This is a genomic window from Halomicrobium zhouii (assembly GCF_900114435.1).
In the GTDB taxonomy this organism is placed as follows: Archaea; Halobacteriota; Halobacteria; order Halobacteriales; family Haloarculaceae; genus Halomicrobium; species Halomicrobium zhouii.
The window spans coordinates 363,970-378,381 of the sequence record NZ_FOZK01000003.1; the positions used below are offsets into that span (position 1 = coordinate 363,970).

The 14,412-nt window shown below is 64.5% G+C and carries 18 protein-coding genes; 14 read left to right on the forward strand and 4 right to left on the reverse strand.

The features are described 5' to 3' along the window. Positions 1-62 precede the first annotated feature (62 nt). The gene (locus tag BM337_RS20720; protein WP_177227561.1) at positions 63-479 is read left to right on the forward strand and encodes a hypothetical protein; all 417 of its coding nucleotides are present in this window, start codon (positions 63-65) and stop codon (positions 477-479) included. Positions 480-554: 75 nt separating this feature from the next. Continuing rightward, on the forward strand, positions 555-1,568 hold the full coding sequence (locus tag BM337_RS15560) for an FKBP-type peptidyl-prolyl cis-trans isomerase (RefSeq protein ID WP_089817573.1): 1,014 nt from the start codon (positions 555-557) through the stop codon (positions 1,566-1,568). 577 nt (positions 1,569-2,145) lie between these two features. Here BM337_RS15560 and pyrI read toward each other — a convergent pair. Together pyrI and pyrB are read right to left on the reverse strand one after the other, a co-directional pair. Next, positions 2,146-2,607: an aspartate carbamoyltransferase regulatory subunit gene (gene pyrI, locus BM337_RS15565; protein ID WP_089817574.1), complete on the reverse strand. Its 462-nt coding sequence runs from the start codon at positions 2,605-2,607 to the stop codon at positions 2,146-2,148. Beyond that, positions 2,604-3,518 carry an aspartate carbamoyltransferase gene (gene pyrB, locus BM337_RS15570; RefSeq protein ID WP_089817576.1) on the reverse strand — a complete coding sequence of 305 codons (915 nt, stop codon included), beginning with the start codon at positions 3,516-3,518 and terminating at the stop codon, positions 2,604-2,606. Before pyrB ends, pyrI begins: the two co-directional genes overlap by 4 nt. Positions 3,519-3,600: 82 nt before the next feature. Between pyrB and BM337_RS15575 the strand changes: the two genes are divergently transcribed. The 4 genes from BM337_RS15575 to BM337_RS15590 all read left to right on the forward strand — a co-directional run bounded on the left by BM337_RS15575 (position 3,601) and on the right by BM337_RS15590 (position 7,843). After that, positions 3,601-4,227 (forward strand): MinD/ParA family ATP-binding protein, encoded by a 627-nt coding sequence (locus BM337_RS15575; protein WP_089817578.1) that lies wholly within the window; start codon positions 3,601-3,603, stop codon positions 4,225-4,227. Positions 4,228-4,256: 29 nt separating this feature from the next. Next, positions 4,257-4,886, forward strand: a complete 630-nt coding sequence (locus tag BM337_RS15580; RefSeq protein ID WP_089817579.1) for an RAD55 family ATPase — start codon at positions 4,257-4,259, stop codon at positions 4,884-4,886. Between the two features lie 235 nt (positions 4,887-5,121). Further along, positions 5,122-6,555: a phosphomethylpyrimidine synthase ThiC gene (thiC, locus tag BM337_RS15585; RefSeq protein ID WP_089817582.1), complete on the forward strand. Its 1,434-nt coding sequence runs from the start codon at positions 5,122-5,124 to the stop codon at positions 6,553-6,555. Between the two features lie 463 nt (positions 6,556-7,018). Beyond that, on the forward strand, positions 7,019-7,843 hold the full coding sequence (locus tag BM337_RS15590; RefSeq protein ID WP_089817584.1) for a hypothetical protein: 825 nt from the start codon (positions 7,019-7,021) through the stop codon (positions 7,841-7,843). A 268-nt stretch (positions 7,844-8,111) separates the two neighbouring features. Here the strand turns inward: BM337_RS15590 and BM337_RS15595 are convergent, their stop codons facing one another. Beyond that, the gene (locus BM337_RS15595; RefSeq protein WP_089817586.1) at positions 8,112-8,675 is read right to left on the reverse strand and encodes an NUDIX hydrolase; all 564 of its coding nucleotides are present in this window, start codon (positions 8,673-8,675) and stop codon (positions 8,112-8,114) included. Positions 8,676-8,854: 179 nt separating this feature from the next. On the opposite strand from BM337_RS15595, the gene BM337_RS15600 reads away from it, so the two are divergent. The 8 genes from BM337_RS15600 (at position 8,855) to BM337_RS15635 (ending at position 13,168) form a co-directional block, all read left to right on the forward strand. Further along, a complete protein-coding gene (locus BM337_RS15600) occupies positions 8,855-9,040 on the forward strand; it encodes a DUF1918 domain-containing protein (protein WP_089817588.1) in 186 nt (61 codons plus the stop codon). Positions 9,041-9,051: 11 nt separating this feature from the next. After that, complete coding sequence (locus BM337_RS15605) at positions 9,052-9,477, forward strand: RNA-binding protein (RefSeq protein ID WP_089817590.1); 426 nt, start codon at positions 9,052-9,054, stop codon at positions 9,475-9,477. Continuing rightward, complete coding sequence (locus tag BM337_RS15610; protein ID WP_089817592.1) at positions 9,474-10,202, forward strand: RNase P subunit p30 family protein; 729 nt, start codon at positions 9,474-9,476, stop codon at positions 10,200-10,202. The genes BM337_RS15605 and BM337_RS15610 overlap by 4 nt, the downstream gene beginning before the upstream one ends. A 68-nt stretch (positions 10,203-10,270) precedes the next feature. Then, positions 10,271-10,690 (forward strand): hypothetical protein, encoded by a 420-nt coding sequence (locus BM337_RS15615; RefSeq protein WP_089817594.1) that lies wholly within the window; start codon positions 10,271-10,273, stop codon positions 10,688-10,690. A gap of 198 nt (positions 10,691-10,888) precedes the next feature. Beyond that, positions 10,889-11,527: a class I SAM-dependent methyltransferase gene (locus BM337_RS15620; protein ID WP_089817595.1), complete on the forward strand. Its 639-nt coding sequence runs from the start codon at positions 10,889-10,891 to the stop codon at positions 11,525-11,527. Then, positions 11,524-12,003 (forward strand): Rpp14/Pop5 family protein, encoded by a 480-nt coding sequence (locus BM337_RS15625; protein WP_089817597.1) that lies wholly within the window; start codon positions 11,524-11,526, stop codon positions 12,001-12,003. Before BM337_RS15620 ends, BM337_RS15625 begins: the two co-directional genes overlap by 4 nt. 2 nt (positions 12,004-12,005) lie before the next feature. Then, complete coding sequence (psmA, locus tag BM337_RS15630; protein ID WP_089817599.1) at positions 12,006-12,818, forward strand: archaeal proteasome endopeptidase complex subunit alpha; 813 nt, start codon at positions 12,006-12,008, stop codon at positions 12,816-12,818. Between the two features lie 155 nt (positions 12,819-12,973). After that, the gene (locus BM337_RS15635) at positions 12,974-13,168 is read left to right on the forward strand and encodes a hypothetical protein (RefSeq protein WP_177227563.1); all 195 of its coding nucleotides are present in this window, start codon (positions 12,974-12,976) and stop codon (positions 13,166-13,168) included. Between the two features lie 120 nt (positions 13,169-13,288). Here BM337_RS15635 and BM337_RS15640 read toward each other — a convergent pair whose 3' ends face one another. After that, positions 13,289-14,359: a disk-shape morphogenesis protein volactin gene (locus BM337_RS15640; RefSeq protein ID WP_089817603.1), complete on the reverse strand. Its 1,071-nt coding sequence runs from the start codon at positions 14,357-14,359 to the stop codon at positions 13,289-13,291. Positions 14,360-14,412: the final 53 nt, after the last annotated feature.

Consider the following 14,412-nt stretch of genomic DNA (forward strand, 5'->3'; position numbering starts at 1 on the left):
GAATATTCCAGCTGGCGAATGCGAGAAGAAAGAACTTGTACCTCATCTGTAAACCGGATCACGTGCTCCGTCGAGAATACGTCGTATCCGTCGGCGTCGGCTGCTCGTCCCTCAATGCCGGCTGTCCAGCCGGTGGTCCGAACTACCGACTGAAGTCGTTCCAGCTTTCCGAAACGATCACTTCAGGGGACACTGCGACGGCCAGCGTGAGCCTCGTAAGTGACGACAGGTCTGACATCCACACCGACGTTATCGTCGAGATAGACGATCTCAGAGAGAAACACCGCACCACAGTCGACAGCGGAGAGACCAGGACAGTCGATATCGACGTTGACGTAGATCTAGAGCCGGGGTCCTACGAAGCCACTGTCGAGGCCATCGGGGCGAACAACGAATTATCCCAACAGGTAGAGGTCGTCGAGCCAGTGACAGTGGAAACCGAACAGCGACCCGCTGAATCGGCCATTCGCACCGGCTGATGCAGTCAGATTCAGATCTATCACTCGGCGGGGCGAAACGTTGTCCTTAAGAGCGCGACGACTGACGATTCGGGTATGAGCAACGACTCCGAGGCCGAGGAGGCCGACGTCGAAGAACAGGAAGTCGACGAGACCGAAGCACAGGACACCGAGGCCGATGAGGAGACCGCCCAGGAAGAAGCGACCGAGGAAGAAACCCCCGAAGGAGGGCTCCAGGAGGGCGACTTCGTCGAACTGGACTACACCGCCCGGACCGTTGAAGGCGACGACCTGGTCGACACGACCCACCCCGAAGTCGCCGAAGAGGAAGGCGTCGGCGAGGACCAGGAGTTCGCCCCGCGCACAATCGTCCTCGGCCAGGGTCACCTGTTCGAGGCCGTCGAGTCTGACATCTACGGCAAGGAAGCCGGGGACAGCGGCACCGTGAACGTCTCGGCGGAGGAGGCCTTCGGTGAGTACGACGAGAGCGAAGTCCGCACCATCTCGAAGGACAAGATTCCGGAAGACGACCGCTACCCAGGTGCCCACGTCGACGTCGGCGGCGAGCACGGTCACGTCGAGACCATCATCGGCGGTCGCGCGCGCGTCGATTTCAACCACCCACTCGCCGGCGAGGGCATCGAGTACGAGTACGACATCCTCCGCGAGGTCGAGGACCGAGAGGAGCAGGCCCAGGGCCTCATCAGCATGTTCCTCGACATGGAACTCGAGGTTTGGTTCGAGACCGACACCGTCGAGGAAGAGCAGATGGTCGAACCCGACGAGGACGACGACGAGGACGCCGAACCCGAGTTCGAGACCGTCGAAGTCGAGAAGGAGACGCTCTACATCGAGGCGACCCCGCAGCTCACGATGAACCAGCAGTGGATGATGGGCAAACAGCAGATCGCCCAGCAGCTCACCCAGATCCTCGACATCGACCGCATCATCGTCCAGGAGGAGATCGGCGGCGGCATGGGCGGTATGATGGGCGGCATGGGAGGAATGATGGGCGGCGGCGCAGGCGGCGAGGACATCGAGGCGGCCCTCGAAGACGCCGACGTTGACGCCGACGAGATCATGGAAGAGATCGAAGGCGCCGAAGAATAGACGAGCATACCGCGAGCGGAGCGAGCGGTTTCTTCGGTCCGAACGGAGTGAGGACCGGCCTTTTTTGGTGCAGATTTTTCGAGGAGCGGTGTGCGAGCGCAGCGAGCACACCCGACGAAGAAAAAGGTGCGGCGGCATGGGAGGAATGATGGGCGGCGGCGCAGGCGGCGAGGACATCGAAGCGGCCCTCGAAGACGCCGACGTCGACGCCGACGAGATCGTGGAAGAGATCGAAGGCGCCGAAGAAGAGTAATCGGGTAGCCCGTCCGTCTTTTCATCCGTTCAGTCTCTTGGAGAACGTACTATAGCAAGCATACGGCGAGCGAAGCGAGCCGTTTCACTTCTCGCGAGACGCGGAGCGCCGAGCGGGAAGGAAGTTTGAAACGAAAGTTTTCAAGGAGTGGTTCCCGCAGGTCGCCGGAGGCGATCGAGGAAACCCGACGTGATTCGAGAGAGCGAAGCTCTCTCGGCATCTGCTCACGGGCGGCTTCGCCGCCCGTTCGCACGGTTCGTGGGACTCGAAGTGTCCCACGCACATCACGAAAATCGCGGAGCGATTTTCGAACGAACGTAAAATTTAGTTGGCCAGAATGTGGGCCGGGAGGTCCTCGCGGATGATGGTGTCACAGTACTCACAGCGGACGCCGTCGTCGAGGACGGTGAAGGCGGATTCGACCGGTTCGTCCTCGGTCGTGATGCAGTTGTGGTTGGGACACTGCAGCACGCCCACGACGCGGTCGGGGTGGTTGACGTGCTTCTTCTCGACGACGTCGAAGTCGCGGACGATGTTGATAGAGGCGGCCGGTGCGATGAGCGACAGGACGTCGAGTTCCTCCTCCGAGAGCTCCCGGCCCTCGACTTTGACGATGTCCTTGTGGCCGAGCTGGTCCGAGGGGACGTTCATGACCACGGAGACGGTCTCGCCCTCGGTGCCGTCGATGCCGAGGATGGCCAGGACGTTCAGCGCCTGGCCGCCCGTAATGTGGTCGATGACGGTGCCGTTCTCGATCTTGCTGACGCGGAGCTTTCGGTCTGTCATCGTTCTCCCTCCAGGACCATGTCGAGTATCGCCATGCGGACCGGCACGCCGTTGTGGGCCTGCTGGAAGTACTTCGCGTGCTCAGTGGCGTCGATCTCGTGGTCGATCTCGTCGACGCGGGGGAGCGGGTGCATCACGGTGAGATCGTCTTTCGCGTCCGCGAGCGTTCCGGCGTCGATCTGGTACTCGCCGGCCACTTCCCGGTACTCGCTCTCGTCGGGGAAGCGTTCGGCCTGGATGCGAGTCACGTAGAGGACGTCGAGCTCCGAGAGGACGGGTTCCAGCGAGGTGTGCTCTCGTACGTCCGCGCCGGCCTCGTGCAGGTCGTACCGGACCGACCGGGGGAGTTGCAGGCTCTCCGGGCTCACGAAGTGTTGGCGCGCGTCGAATTCCGTGAGCGCGTGGGCGAGCGAGTGGACGGTTCGGCCGTACTTCAGGTCGCCCATGATACCGATCGTCAGGTCGTCGAAGCCGGCGTTCTCCCGGATGGTGTAGAGGTCGAGCAGCGTCTGGGTCGGGTGCTGGCCGGCGCCGTCGCCGGCGTTGATGAGCGGCACGTCGACGTAGTCGCTGGCCATCTTCGCCGACCCCTCGCTGGGGTGGCGCAGGACGAGCGCGTCGGCGTACCCCTCGACGACGCGGACGGTGTCGGCCAGGGACTCGCCCTTCTTCACCGACGAGGACTCGACGGTACCCATGTCGACGACGTCGCCGCCGAGGCGCTTCATCGCGGCGGTGAAACTCATCTTCGTTCGCGTACTCGGCTCGAAGAAGAGCAGCCCCAGCAGGGCGTCGTCGTGACGGTCAGCGAACGCGCCCGGGTCGGCGGCGATGTCGGCAGCGCGGTCCAGCACCTCCTCGATGTCCGCTCGAGAGAGCTGTTTGGCGCTGATAATGTGGTCCTGGCGCATTGGGTAGACTCCCGCCCCCGATGGCCTTGAATCTCCCGACACAGCACGAACATTCAAATGGGAAGGCGGGGCCAGAGCGCCCATGATCGCTGTGGCCGGTGGCAAGGGCGGCTGTGGCAAGACCACCACGACGGCGTGTCTCGCCCGGGCGCTCGCGGACGCGGGTTCCGATCCAGTCGTCGTCGACGCCGACGTGGGAATGCCCGACCTGCACGTCGTCGCGGGCGCCCGTCTCGACGCCGGACTCGCTACTCTCGCGAGCGGAGCTCCCGTCAGTAAAGCGGTCCAGTCGACACTCGAACTTCCGGGCGTGCGTCTCGTCGCGAATGGCCCCGAACAGTCGGACGACCTGGCCACAGCCCTCGATCGACTGCAGACGCTGGCCGACCCGGTTCTGGTCGACACCGCCGCCGGCGCGTCGCCGGCCGTGGCGACACCCCTGCGGGCTGCCGACGCCACTATCGTGGTCTCGACGCCGACGCCTCAGAGCCTGGAAGATGCGGCCAAGACCGCGGCGATGGCTCGGGCGCTCGACGCGCCGGTCGTCGGTAGCGTCGTCACGAGGAGCGACGGCTCCGTGGATCCGGGGCGACTCCTGGATTGCCCGACCCTCGGCCACGTTCCGTCCGTCCCTGATCCACTCGCCGACGACCGGGTCCGGGCCGCGTACGCGGATGTTTGTGAGTCTCTCCCTAAGCGGAATATTTAATCAGTTGCAGAATAGTGACTCTCCACGGGATGGCTAATCGGCTGCGGACTGGGATCGACGTCCTCGACAGGAAACTCGACGGTGGGATACCTGCTGGTAGCATCGTCGCTCTCAGCGCGTCGCCGGCCAGCCAGGCGGAACTGTTCCTCTACGAACTCACCGCGACGCGTGGTACCCTGTGGCTCTCGCTGGATCGCACCGCCGAGGCGGTCCAGTACAGTATCGAGAACACGCCTGCAAACACGGGCGACCCGACGGTGCGCCACATCTCCGGCGAGGCACCGCTGGACAACGCGGGGAAGCTCGTCAGTGCGCTCCCCGAGACCTCGAATCTCATTCTGGACCCGGTCGACGTCCTCGAGGCCCAGGAGCCCCACTCGCGGTACCGCGCGTTCATGAACGACCTCCAGAACCACATTTTCAATACGGGCAGTCTCGCTATTCTTCACAGCCTCGACGGTCACGAGGTTCCGCCGCTGCGAGACACGACCGAACACTTCGCAGACGTCGTCTTCCAGCTCGATACCGGCGTGACGGGCGACGAGATCGTGAACAAGCTCTCGATCCCCAAGTTCCGGGGCGGCCGCGCCCCCGGCGACGTCATCAAGCTGAACCTCGTCGAAGAGGTCAGCATCGACACCTCGCGGGACATCGCCTAAACCGACTAAACTTTACTACTCGAGTGTCCTCGCACGCTCTTCGAGCCTGCTGCGGGCACCACTCGTCGCAAACTTGAGTTTCGAACTTCCGTCTCGCTCCATTCGGTCGCCAGAAGTGAAACGGCTCGCTTCGCTCGTCGCGGTATGCTTGCCCGGAAAGCCACCAGCTCTTCGATCGACACAGGGTCGGGGGATTGACCTGGTTTTATAACCCAATGATACAACAGACTAATCGATGACGCAACTCGAACGAGCGCGGGCGGACGAGGTTACCGAAGCGATGGAGCGGGTCGCTGAGCGGGAGAAAGAGGACACAGAGTTCGTCCGTGCACAGGTCGCGGACGGCCAGGCGGTTATCCCGGCGAACGACCATCACGACGCGCTGGACCCGATGATCATCGGGCGGGAGTTCTCGACGAAGGTGAACGCCAACATCGGGAACAGCGACGAGACGAGCGACCTGGAAGGGGAGCTCCGCAAACTCCACACAGCGGTGCACTACGGCGCGGACACGGTGATGGACCTGTCGACCGGCGAGGGACTGGATCCGATCCGCGAGGCGAACGTCGAGCACTCGCCAGTGCCCGTGGGGACGGTCCCGATATACGAGGCCGTCAAACGGGCGGGGAGTCCCGAGGAGATAACCCACGAACTGTTACTCGACGTTATCGAGAAACAGGCCGAGCAGGGCGTCGACTACATGACCATCCACGCCGGCGTGCTGATGGAACACCTCCCGCTCACCGACGGCCGGAAGACGGGCATCGTCTCGCGCGGTGGCTCCCTCCTGGCGAAGTGGATGGAGGAGAACGGGATGGAAAATCCACTGTACACGAAGTTCGAGGAAATCTGCGAGATCTTCCGCGAGCACGACGTCACCTTCAGCCTCGGTGACGGCCTGCGACCAGGGTGTCTCGCCGACGCCAGCGACGAGGCGCAGTTCGCCGAACTGGAGACGCTCGGGGAACTCACACGGACGGCCTGGGACCACGGCGTCCAGGTAATGGTCGAAGGGCCGGGCCACGTGCCGATGGACCAGGTCGCCGACAACGTCGAGCGCCAGCAGGACGTCTGCGACGGCGCGCCGTTCTACGTCCTCGGCCCGCTCGTGACCGACGTCGCGCCGGGCTACGACCACATCACCAGCGCCATCGGCGCGACGGAAGCTGGCCGGGCGGGCGCGGCGATGCTCTGCTACGTCACGCCGAAGGAACACCTCGGACTCCCAGAAGAAGAGGACGTCCGCGAGGGCCTGGCTGCCTACCGTATCGCGGCCCACGCCGCCGACGTCGCGAACGGTCGTGAGGGGGCGCGTGACTGGGACGACGCACTGTCGGAGGCTCGCTACGCCTTCGACTGGAACGAACAGTTCGACCTGGCGCTGGACCCGGAACGCGCCCGGTCCTACCACGACCAGACGCTTCCGGGAGACAACTACAGGGAGGCCCGCTTCTGTTCGATGTGTGGCGTCGAGTTCTGCTCGATGCGAATCGACCAGGACGCTCGGGAGGCAGGTGAGATGAGCGACATCGCCGACGAGACGGACCTGGCTGGCTCGGTGGCCGCCGAAGTGAACCGACCACCGACGGGAACCCACGACGGCGGGCGCGCCATCCGCGAGGCCATCGACGACCAGTGGGAACCGCCGGAGCAGTCGGTGGACGACTGAGAACCGCTACGCGCGACGGCCGAGAGGGAGGAGTAGGCGCTCCATTCCGCCGAACGCCGCGTACTTATGCAATCGATAGTTCGTGGCCGTGGGAGGAGAATATCGTCGCAGAACCACTGAGGCGTCCATCAGTGTCACCTGCTCTTTTCTCGATCGCCGGACGGCCGACCGGCGCCGCGCGCGGTTCCCCACCGCAGCCCGCCCGGTTTTGCTACCAACGGCACAGCAGTCGGATCGGTACCGATCGGCGCATAGTCACCTGGTAAGGAGTGTTACATGCAGAAAAACTATACCCGAGAGTACCTTACAGTTGAGTGATGTCTCGTAAGATTATCCTCGTCGCCTTCCTGGTGGCTGCGGCGGCCGCCTACAAGCTGACGCGGTAACAAGGGGTCTGGCTGTATCGCCCTCCAACCACACTTTCTCCCGAACGACTTACCCCCGTGGAGCCGTAGCCGCAGGTATGTACGGCGTCGTCACGCGCAACGAGGAGGAGCTTTCCTGGGAGGAGTTCGACCGCGGGTTCTACGAGGTGAAGGACGTGACCGGTCGCGCGGCTGAACCGGTCGCCGACGCCGTCAACATGATCTCCTGTTTCGGCGACAACGCCGCGGAGGACCAGGACGGCCTCGTTCCGGTCGACGACGAGGGAAACAGAGCGACCCGCGAGCGGCCCTACTTCGACTGGTCGTACGTCTGCCCCACGCACGACCGGTACCGGGAGGGATTACTGGGGATAATCGAAGACGCCGCCGCAGTGAACGAGGACGTCCGCCTCGACGACGTCGGGTTCCCGCGCGAGGAGTACTGCCACTGCGAGCGCTGTGAGGAGCGCTTCGCCGATAGCGACCACGAGGAGTGGTCGACCTGGCGCGAGCACGTCATCACGGAGTTCGTCGCCGCCGCTCGCGAGCGCGTCCCCGGACGACTCTACCTCACGCTCTACCCGGACCCCTACCCGGGACACCTCTCGGCGCGGTCCGGGATCGACGTCGAAGCCCTGGAGGCGTACGTCGACGAGTTCGTCGTCCCCATCTACGACATGGCCTACACCACGACCTACTGGCTGGAGATTCTCGCGAGCGGGTTCCGTGACCGGCTCTCGACGCCCTTCAGCGTCGAACTGTACGCCGTCGACGTCGACGTTGACGACCTGATTCACGCGGCGGAGGTCGCCGAGGAGTACGGCGAGGACGTCTTCTTCGGCTACGACGCGAGCAACGCCCGCGCGACGGTTCGCCGGATGCAGGCCGACGCCCGGCAGGGCGAGACGTTCACGCCCGAGTGAGCGACGGCCGTCGTCACACCAACGGGCAACGGAGTTATCCGCGCCCGCGTGCTAAATACCCACATGCTCCAGTGTCCTCGATGTGGCGACGTCGTCGAACAGCTCCACCCCTTGCCCGGCGAGGCGTTGCAGACCAGTGGGCCGGGGCAACGCCCGGAGAGTGACGTACCCGCGGGCCGAGCGTGTTCCTGGTGTCGCCACGAGCTACTGGAAGGCTAGATAGCGCTCGCGGACTGGCGCTCCCGGATCACGCCGCCTCCGAGGAGGACTACTGCTCCAGCGTCTCCGCTCGCCACCGAACGAGCTGGTCGCGGTCGCGCGCGTCATCGGGCAGTTCGTCGAACCATCGCGCGTCGGTTATCTCACCGTCCGGGTCGTCGACGGTCAGTGCGGTCGTCTCGGCGCGAGCCTGGTAGATCGGCAGGACGCCCCACGTGTCGTAGTCTCCACACCGGAACTCGACCCGGGCGAGCAGCGCCAGCCCCTCGAACGCCGCGTCGACGCCGGCCTCCTCCATCAGTTCGCGACGCGCGGCCGCCCGGAACGACTCGTCGCCGTCCACTTCCCCGCCGGGGAGGACCCACATGTCCACGTCGTCGTGGCGGACCAGCAGTAGTTCACCGGACTCGCGGTACGTTATCGCGTGGGCACCGTAGGGGAGGCCGTTGTCGCGGATGCGGTCCGCGACGGTCCTGAACCGCGGCCGAGAGACGCTGCGGTGACGGGTGCACTCGAGGAAGTCCTCGTGGCGGTCCGCGACGGAGTGATACGTCTGTTCTGCCGACTGGCGCGCGACGTCGCCGAGGTACCAGAGGTCGTCGACCGTCGTCATCGATGCCGTCTGGGTATCGCACCGTGTCTCGGTCTCGGAACCGATCCGTCCGGGGGCGAAGATGGTGACATGCCACCCGTTTCGCGCGTCACTGTCATAAGTGTTCGACCCGGGCCAGTGGCGTCCGCCGAGCAGGTCAAATCAGACCCTTTTTGCCGTCCACCCCTGTACCGATCGATATGGCATTCGAAGAGGACGACGCTGTCATCTTGCACGACGAACACAGCGAGTACGACGGGGAGGAGGGGACGGTCACCCAGGTCGTCGAGACGATGTTCGGGGACGCGAACTACACCGTCTCCTTCGAGGACGGCCAGGAGCAGGGCATCCCGGAGGACTCCCTCGAACCCGTCGACGAGGAGTAACGACGATTTCGATGGCCTCGGTCCCGTTTCACTACGTCGAACTGCGCGCATTCTCCTACGCCACCGAGGACGAGAAGCGAGTCGAACAGGCGCTCCGGACGTTTCTCCCCGAGGACGTCGAACTCCAGCGGCACACGTCCGAGGGTCACTACGGCGACCGCATCGTCGTCCTCTCGGCCCGCGTGGAGCTGGCGGACGAGATTCGACACGTCCTCTCCCAGGTCGCGACCCTGGACGACGTCGACGACGTCGTCGCCGAACTCGACGACCGGGTGGACGACAACTGCTCGTTCTTCCTGACGTTCGACAAGCAGGCCGCCTTCGGTGGCGAGGTCCGGCGCGGCGACGGGATCACGCTCCGGGCGAAAGTCGAGGCGTATCCGGCCAAGCGGGAGAAGGCCGTCACCAACGCCCGTGAAGTGCTGGAAGCCCTATGAGGTACGAGGCAGTCCACGCCCGGCCGGACGGCGATAGTACCGTCGCGCGGCTGGCGCTGACCGCGAGCGAGTACGGCTTCGACGGCATCGTCGTCCGGAACCACGGTGACGCCCTCGCGGACTACGACCCAGAGGTGGTCAGCGAGACGTACGACGTCGACGTCGTCCCGGCCGTGGAGGTCAGAGCGGACGACCCGTCACAGGCCAGTGGCTACGTTGGGAACCACCGGCCCGACACCGTCGTCCTCGCAGTCCACGGCGGGACCGTCGCGATGAACCGGTTCGCCGTCGAACAGGCCGCCGTCGACGTCCTGGCACATCCGATGCGCGACGACGGCGATTTCAACCACGTACTGGCGAAGGAAGCCGCGGCGAACGGCGTCCGCGTGGAGTTCTCGCTCCGCGACGTCCTCGATTGCACCGGTGGCCGACGCGTCCGCCGCCTCCAGTCCCTCCGGAAGCTCCGCGAACTCGTCGACTACTACGACGTCCCCTACGTCGTCAGCGCGGACCCGACGAGCCACCTGCAACTCCGGGCCCCGCGCGAACTCGTCGCCGTCGGCGAGGCCATCGGCTTCTCCAGCGAACAGGTCGAATCCGGCCTCGCGGAGTGGGGTCGAATCGCCTCACGCAACCGGGAACGACTCTCGGACTCCTTCGTCGAACCCGGCGTTCGTCGCGTCGACGAACGAGACCCGGGCTCTACCGGAGACGACCACGACTGAACGGTACAGACATCGTTCCGGGCCGAACGACCGGTGATTTTATGTTGTAGTTGGTACTCTAACAAGACATGGGGTCAGAGAACGTAAGCTTCGAAGCAGCGGTCATCGCCGCTGTCGGGGTGGTGCTCGGGGTCGCCCACCTCTTCGGCGCGATGCTCGCGCTGCTATCGCAGGGGGTGAACAGCGTGTTACTGCTGGCGAACTCGGTGCCAGTGACGACGACAACCGCTATCGCGTTGATGCTGACAGCCGGATTCCTGGGGACGGGGAGTCGACAGGGCCGGTACGTGGGGATGGTGGCCTTCGGCGCGGTCGCGGTGTTCGGCCGACCGTCGCTCGTGGCTCCGGAGCCGTTTCCCGTCGCACACGCGGGACTCGCACTGCTCGTCGTACTGTACCTGGCGCTCCGGAACCCGATCACCGAACCGGAACGGTCGAACGTCGACGAGTCGACCAGCGCGACCAGGCTCGGATCGACGATCCGGTGAGCAGAACCGGTGATCCAGAGCCGGTGATCCAGAGCCGGTGAAGCAGAACCGGTGATCCAGAGCCGGTGAAGCAGAACCGGTGATCCAGAGCCGGTGAGACGGAATTGACGAGACGGGACCGGTGAAACGGTCGCCATCCGACGAGCCGGGTCTCCGCGAGTCGTATGCTTCATTGGCCTCGCCCGCGACGGGAGTGACATGAAGAAGTCCCTCGAAGAGCACGCCGACCGGTTTTCCGAGCAATCCGCCGAGTACGACGAGCAGCAGGACTCTGTGGCCTACCGAGAGTGTGCCGACCTCGTCGTCCGGTACGCGAACCCGGGACCGGAGGACGTGGTCCTCGACCTGGGGACCGGGACCGGAGCCATCGCCCTGCCGCTGGCCGAGCGATGCGAGTTCGTGCACGGCCGGGACATCAGCGAGGGGATGCTCTCCGAAGCCCGGGCGAAGGCCGCCGACCGCGCCGTCGAGAACGTCGAGTTCGCCGAGGGCCGCTTTCGCGAGCCGAACGTCGACCGCAACATCGACGTCGTCACCTCGAACTTCGCGATGCACCACCTCGACGACGAGGAGAAGGCCGAGGCCATCGACGTCATCGCCGCCCTCGAACCCCGGCGATTCGTCCTCGGCGACGTGATGTTCTTCGGCGACCCGGACCCCGACGAGACGTTCTATAGCCCAGACGTCGACGACCCGGCGACGGTCGGCGTGCTGGCGGACGCCTTCACGGACGCCGGGTTCGCCCTCACGGCAGTCGAGAGCGTCCACGATCAGGTTGGCGTCCTGGTCGGGGAGCGGGTCCCCGACGGCGACGGCATCGAGGAGGCACCGCGGTGAAACACCTCCCGAAACACCTCCGCCAGCGCTGGCGATACCTGGGGGTAGCCATCGAGACCTGGCCCGACGCCGCGTTCGGCCGGCGCGACTTCCAGCGGGAGCTGTGGTACGCCGCCCAGAACCTCTTCGGTGACGCCGGCAGCGCGGACCTCGACATGACGGTCCTCCGGTTCGATCTGGCCGACAGTGACGGCGCTGCAGTGGTCCGGACGCGGCGGGACGAGGAACCACGGGCGAGAGCAGCCCTTGCCTGCGTGGCAGCGGTCGACGGAGACCCGGTCGGAATCCGCGTGAGGGGGGTAAGCGGCACCGTGCGAGCCTGTGAAGAAAACTATATACATCGCCGACGGGAACCACCGGACCAGAGACACGTCGCGTTCGAGGACGCGGAGGAACCCGCCGTCGCCCGTGACGGGAAGGTCGACGTGCGGACCCCCGAGGGCTACTCGGGCGCGACCACACTCGATTTCCAGTAACTATGCAGGGCCAAAACCAACAGCAGGCGTACGACCGGGGGATAACGATCTTCTCGCCGGACGGGCGTCTCTATCAGGTCGAGTACGCACGCGAGGCCGTCAAGCGCGGCACCGCGAGTATCGGCATCCGGACCAGTGACGGCGTCGTCCTCGCAGTGGACAAACGGATCCGGTCGCCGCTGATGGAGCGCTCCTCCGTCGAGAAGATCCACAAGGCCGACGACCACATCGGCATCGCCAGCGCCGGCCACGTCGCCGACGCGCGCCAGCTCATCGACTTCGCCCGCCGACAGGCGCAGGTCAACCAGCTCAGGTACGGCGAGCCGATCGGCATCGAGACGCTGACCAAGGAGGTCACCGACTACATCCAGCAGTACACCCAGGTCGGCGGCGCCCGGCCGTTCGGCGTCGCGCTCATCATCGGCGGCATCGCGAACGGCAAACCCCGCCTCTACGAGACGGACCCATCCGGGACCCCCTACGAGTGGAAAGCCCTCGCAGTCGGCGCCGATCGCGGCGACATCCGGGAGTACCTCGAAGCGAACTACTCCGAAGAGATGGTCCTCGACGACGGCATCGACCTCGCGCTGGAAGCGCTCGCGTCCGTCAACGACGACGAACTCGCTCCCGAGGGAATCGGCATCGCCACCATCGACGTCGAGACGGAACAGTTCCGGGAACTCAGCGACGACGACAAAGAGGCACACCTCAGCGATCTGGGCATCCTGGGATCGGCCGACGACGAGGAGACAGACGACGAATCCGCAGACGAGTCCGCCGAGACGTCCGACGACGAGCCCGACGAGGAGTCCTGACGACGGGTCGGCACACGTATTTTCGGTGTCACGCACTCTCCAGACGTCTCGCATCGTGACCGTTCGTGTCGGCGAAGCAGTACCATCTAGCCGCTAAAGTTATTACCGTTCGAACGAAGGAGGAAATTATGGCCTGCGTACGATGTGGGGGATCGATGGCAGAGTTCGAACTGGGGGAGAACGTCTCGCGACGATGCGAGGAGTGTGGATTCGTCGACGTCCCGGTGTCCCACGTTCGCGAGGAATCGCCACGTGAATCGTGGGAAGACGCTATCGACCGGTTCAACGCGCGACAGTACGGCGTGAAAAGAGACGTCACCACCCACCGACCGGGAACCGCGGACGACTGATAGTGGTGGTTGTACTTCGTTACCGGTGTCTCTTCGCAACCGGCCGGTTCAGCTCCGGTTCACTACCGATAGTGTCTGGCTCCTGAAAATAGTTCCAATCACTGTGAGAAACGACCGGTATCAGTCGTCGCTCGCCGCTTCGATCTCCTCGTCGGGTTCCGATTCGCTCTCGTCGTCCTCCGAAGCAGATCCCGCCGTGTCGCGGTCCTGATCTTCTTCCTCCGAGCGGCCAGCGACGAGGGCGCCGCGGGAGACGCTGTACATCGGTTCCTCGGCGTGCCTGACGTCGCTGATGGAGAACGGGATGTCGGCGTCCTCGAGGTGCTGTTCGAACAGTTTCGAGAACCCGTTCGGCGAGGACGTGCCGCCCGTGACGACGACCGGCACGTCGAGGCCTTCTTCGATGTCCTCCTCGTCGACCTCCTTTCGGATCTTCTCGATCACGTAGTCCAGGAGATTCTCGTAGTAGATCGACAGCGCACCCTCGACGCCACCGACGTCGGTCGTGAAGTCGAGTTCGAAGCCGTCCTCCTTGATGGAGGTGACCTTGTCGACCTGGGTACCAGTCGCCTGGGCCGCCTGTTCGTCGATCCAGTCCCCACCGCGGGCGACGGAGAACTTCATGACTGGAACCGCGTAGTAGGCCAGGCAGACGTTCGTCATGCCGGCTCCGAAGCTGATCCCGAGCCCGGTGAAGTCGTTGTCGGCGAGTTCCGAGTAGATGACCGACATCCCCTCGTTGATCGGTTCCGCGTCGTACCCCATGTCGTTCAGGAACGACTCGATCGTCTTCTGGTGGTACAGCGTGCTGAGGTCGGAATCGATCGGGTCGGCGGGCGAAGAGAAGTACAGTTTCTCGTCGGGCCGGTCGGGCGACCCGACGACCTGTTCGATGATGAGTTTCATCATCGGAATCGCCGACTTCTCGTCCGAGGAGAGGATCCCCTGGGACATCGGTCGCCGCGTCTCGCGGTTGAAGATGTTCGCGAAGTTCAGCGCGTCGTCCCCCAGGACGTACACGTCGTCGTCCTTCCGGATGTGAAGGACGTCCGACCGAGAGAGCATCTGCTCGGCCATGTCACTGTACTCTATCTCCACGAAGGAGTTCCGTTGCTGGACGAACACGGTGTCAGTACCCTCCTGTTTCGCCGACAGGATGTTCATCGTACCCACGTCAAGTCCTTTAGCCATGGTTACAGAGTCGAAAATTAAACCCCGCCGTATTAAATCTATGTTTGTGCATG

Excerpts from the sequence above, each read along its gene's own strand:
- BM337_RS15575 (WP_089817578.1), top strand. The coding sequence starts at position 3,601 with ATGATCGCTGTGGCCGGTGGCAAGGGCGGCTGTGGCAAGACCACCACG.
- BM337_RS15615 (WP_089817594.1), top strand. The coding sequence starts at position 10,271 with ATGGGGTCAGAGAACGTAAGCTTCGAAGCAGCGGTCATCGCCGCTGTC.
- BM337_RS15600 (WP_089817588.1), top strand. The coding sequence starts at position 8,855 with ATGGCATTCGAAGAGGACGACGCTGTCATCTTGCACGACGAACACAGC.
- thiC (WP_089817582.1), top strand. The coding sequence starts at position 5,122 with ATGACGCAACTCGAACGAGCGCGGGCGGACGAGGTTACCGAAGCGATG.
- BM337_RS15620 (WP_089817595.1), top strand. The coding sequence starts at position 10,889 with ATGAAGAAGTCCCTCGAAGAGCACGCCGACCGGTTTTCCGAGCAATCC.
- psmA (WP_089817599.1), top strand. The coding sequence starts at position 12,006 with ATGCAGGGCCAAAACCAACAGCAGGCGTACGACCGGGGGATAACGATC.
- pyrI (WP_089817574.1), bottom strand. The coding sequence starts at position 2,607 with ATGACAGACCGAAAGCTCCGCGTCAGCAAGATCGAGAACGGCACCGTC.
- BM337_RS15610 (WP_089817592.1), top strand. The coding sequence starts at position 9,474 with ATGAGGTACGAGGCAGTCCACGCCCGGCCGGACGGCGATAGTACCGTC.
- BM337_RS15635 (WP_177227563.1), top strand. The coding sequence starts at position 12,974 with ATGGCAGAGTTCGAACTGGGGGAGAACGTCTCGCGACGATGCGAGGAG.
- BM337_RS15595 (WP_089817586.1), bottom strand. The coding sequence starts at position 8,675 with ATGACGACGGTCGACGACCTCTGGTACCTCGGCGACGTCGCGCGCCAG.
- BM337_RS15560 (WP_089817573.1), top strand. The coding sequence starts at position 555 with ATGAGCAACGACTCCGAGGCCGAGGAGGCCGACGTCGAAGAACAGGAA.
- BM337_RS15640 (WP_089817603.1), bottom strand. The coding sequence starts at position 14,359 with ATGGCTAAAGGACTTGACGTGGGTACGATGAACATCCTGTCGGCGAAA.
- pyrB (WP_089817576.1), bottom strand. The coding sequence starts at position 3,518 with ATGCGCCAGGACCACATTATCAGCGCCAAACAGCTCTCTCGAGCGGAC.
- BM337_RS15605 (WP_089817590.1), top strand. The coding sequence starts at position 9,052 with ATGGCCTCGGTCCCGTTTCACTACGTCGAACTGCGCGCATTCTCCTAC.
- BM337_RS15580 (WP_089817579.1), top strand. The coding sequence starts at position 4,257 with ATGGCTAATCGGCTGCGGACTGGGATCGACGTCCTCGACAGGAAACTC.
- BM337_RS15590 (WP_089817584.1), top strand. The coding sequence starts at position 7,019 with ATGTACGGCGTCGTCACGCGCAACGAGGAGGAGCTTTCCTGGGAGGAG.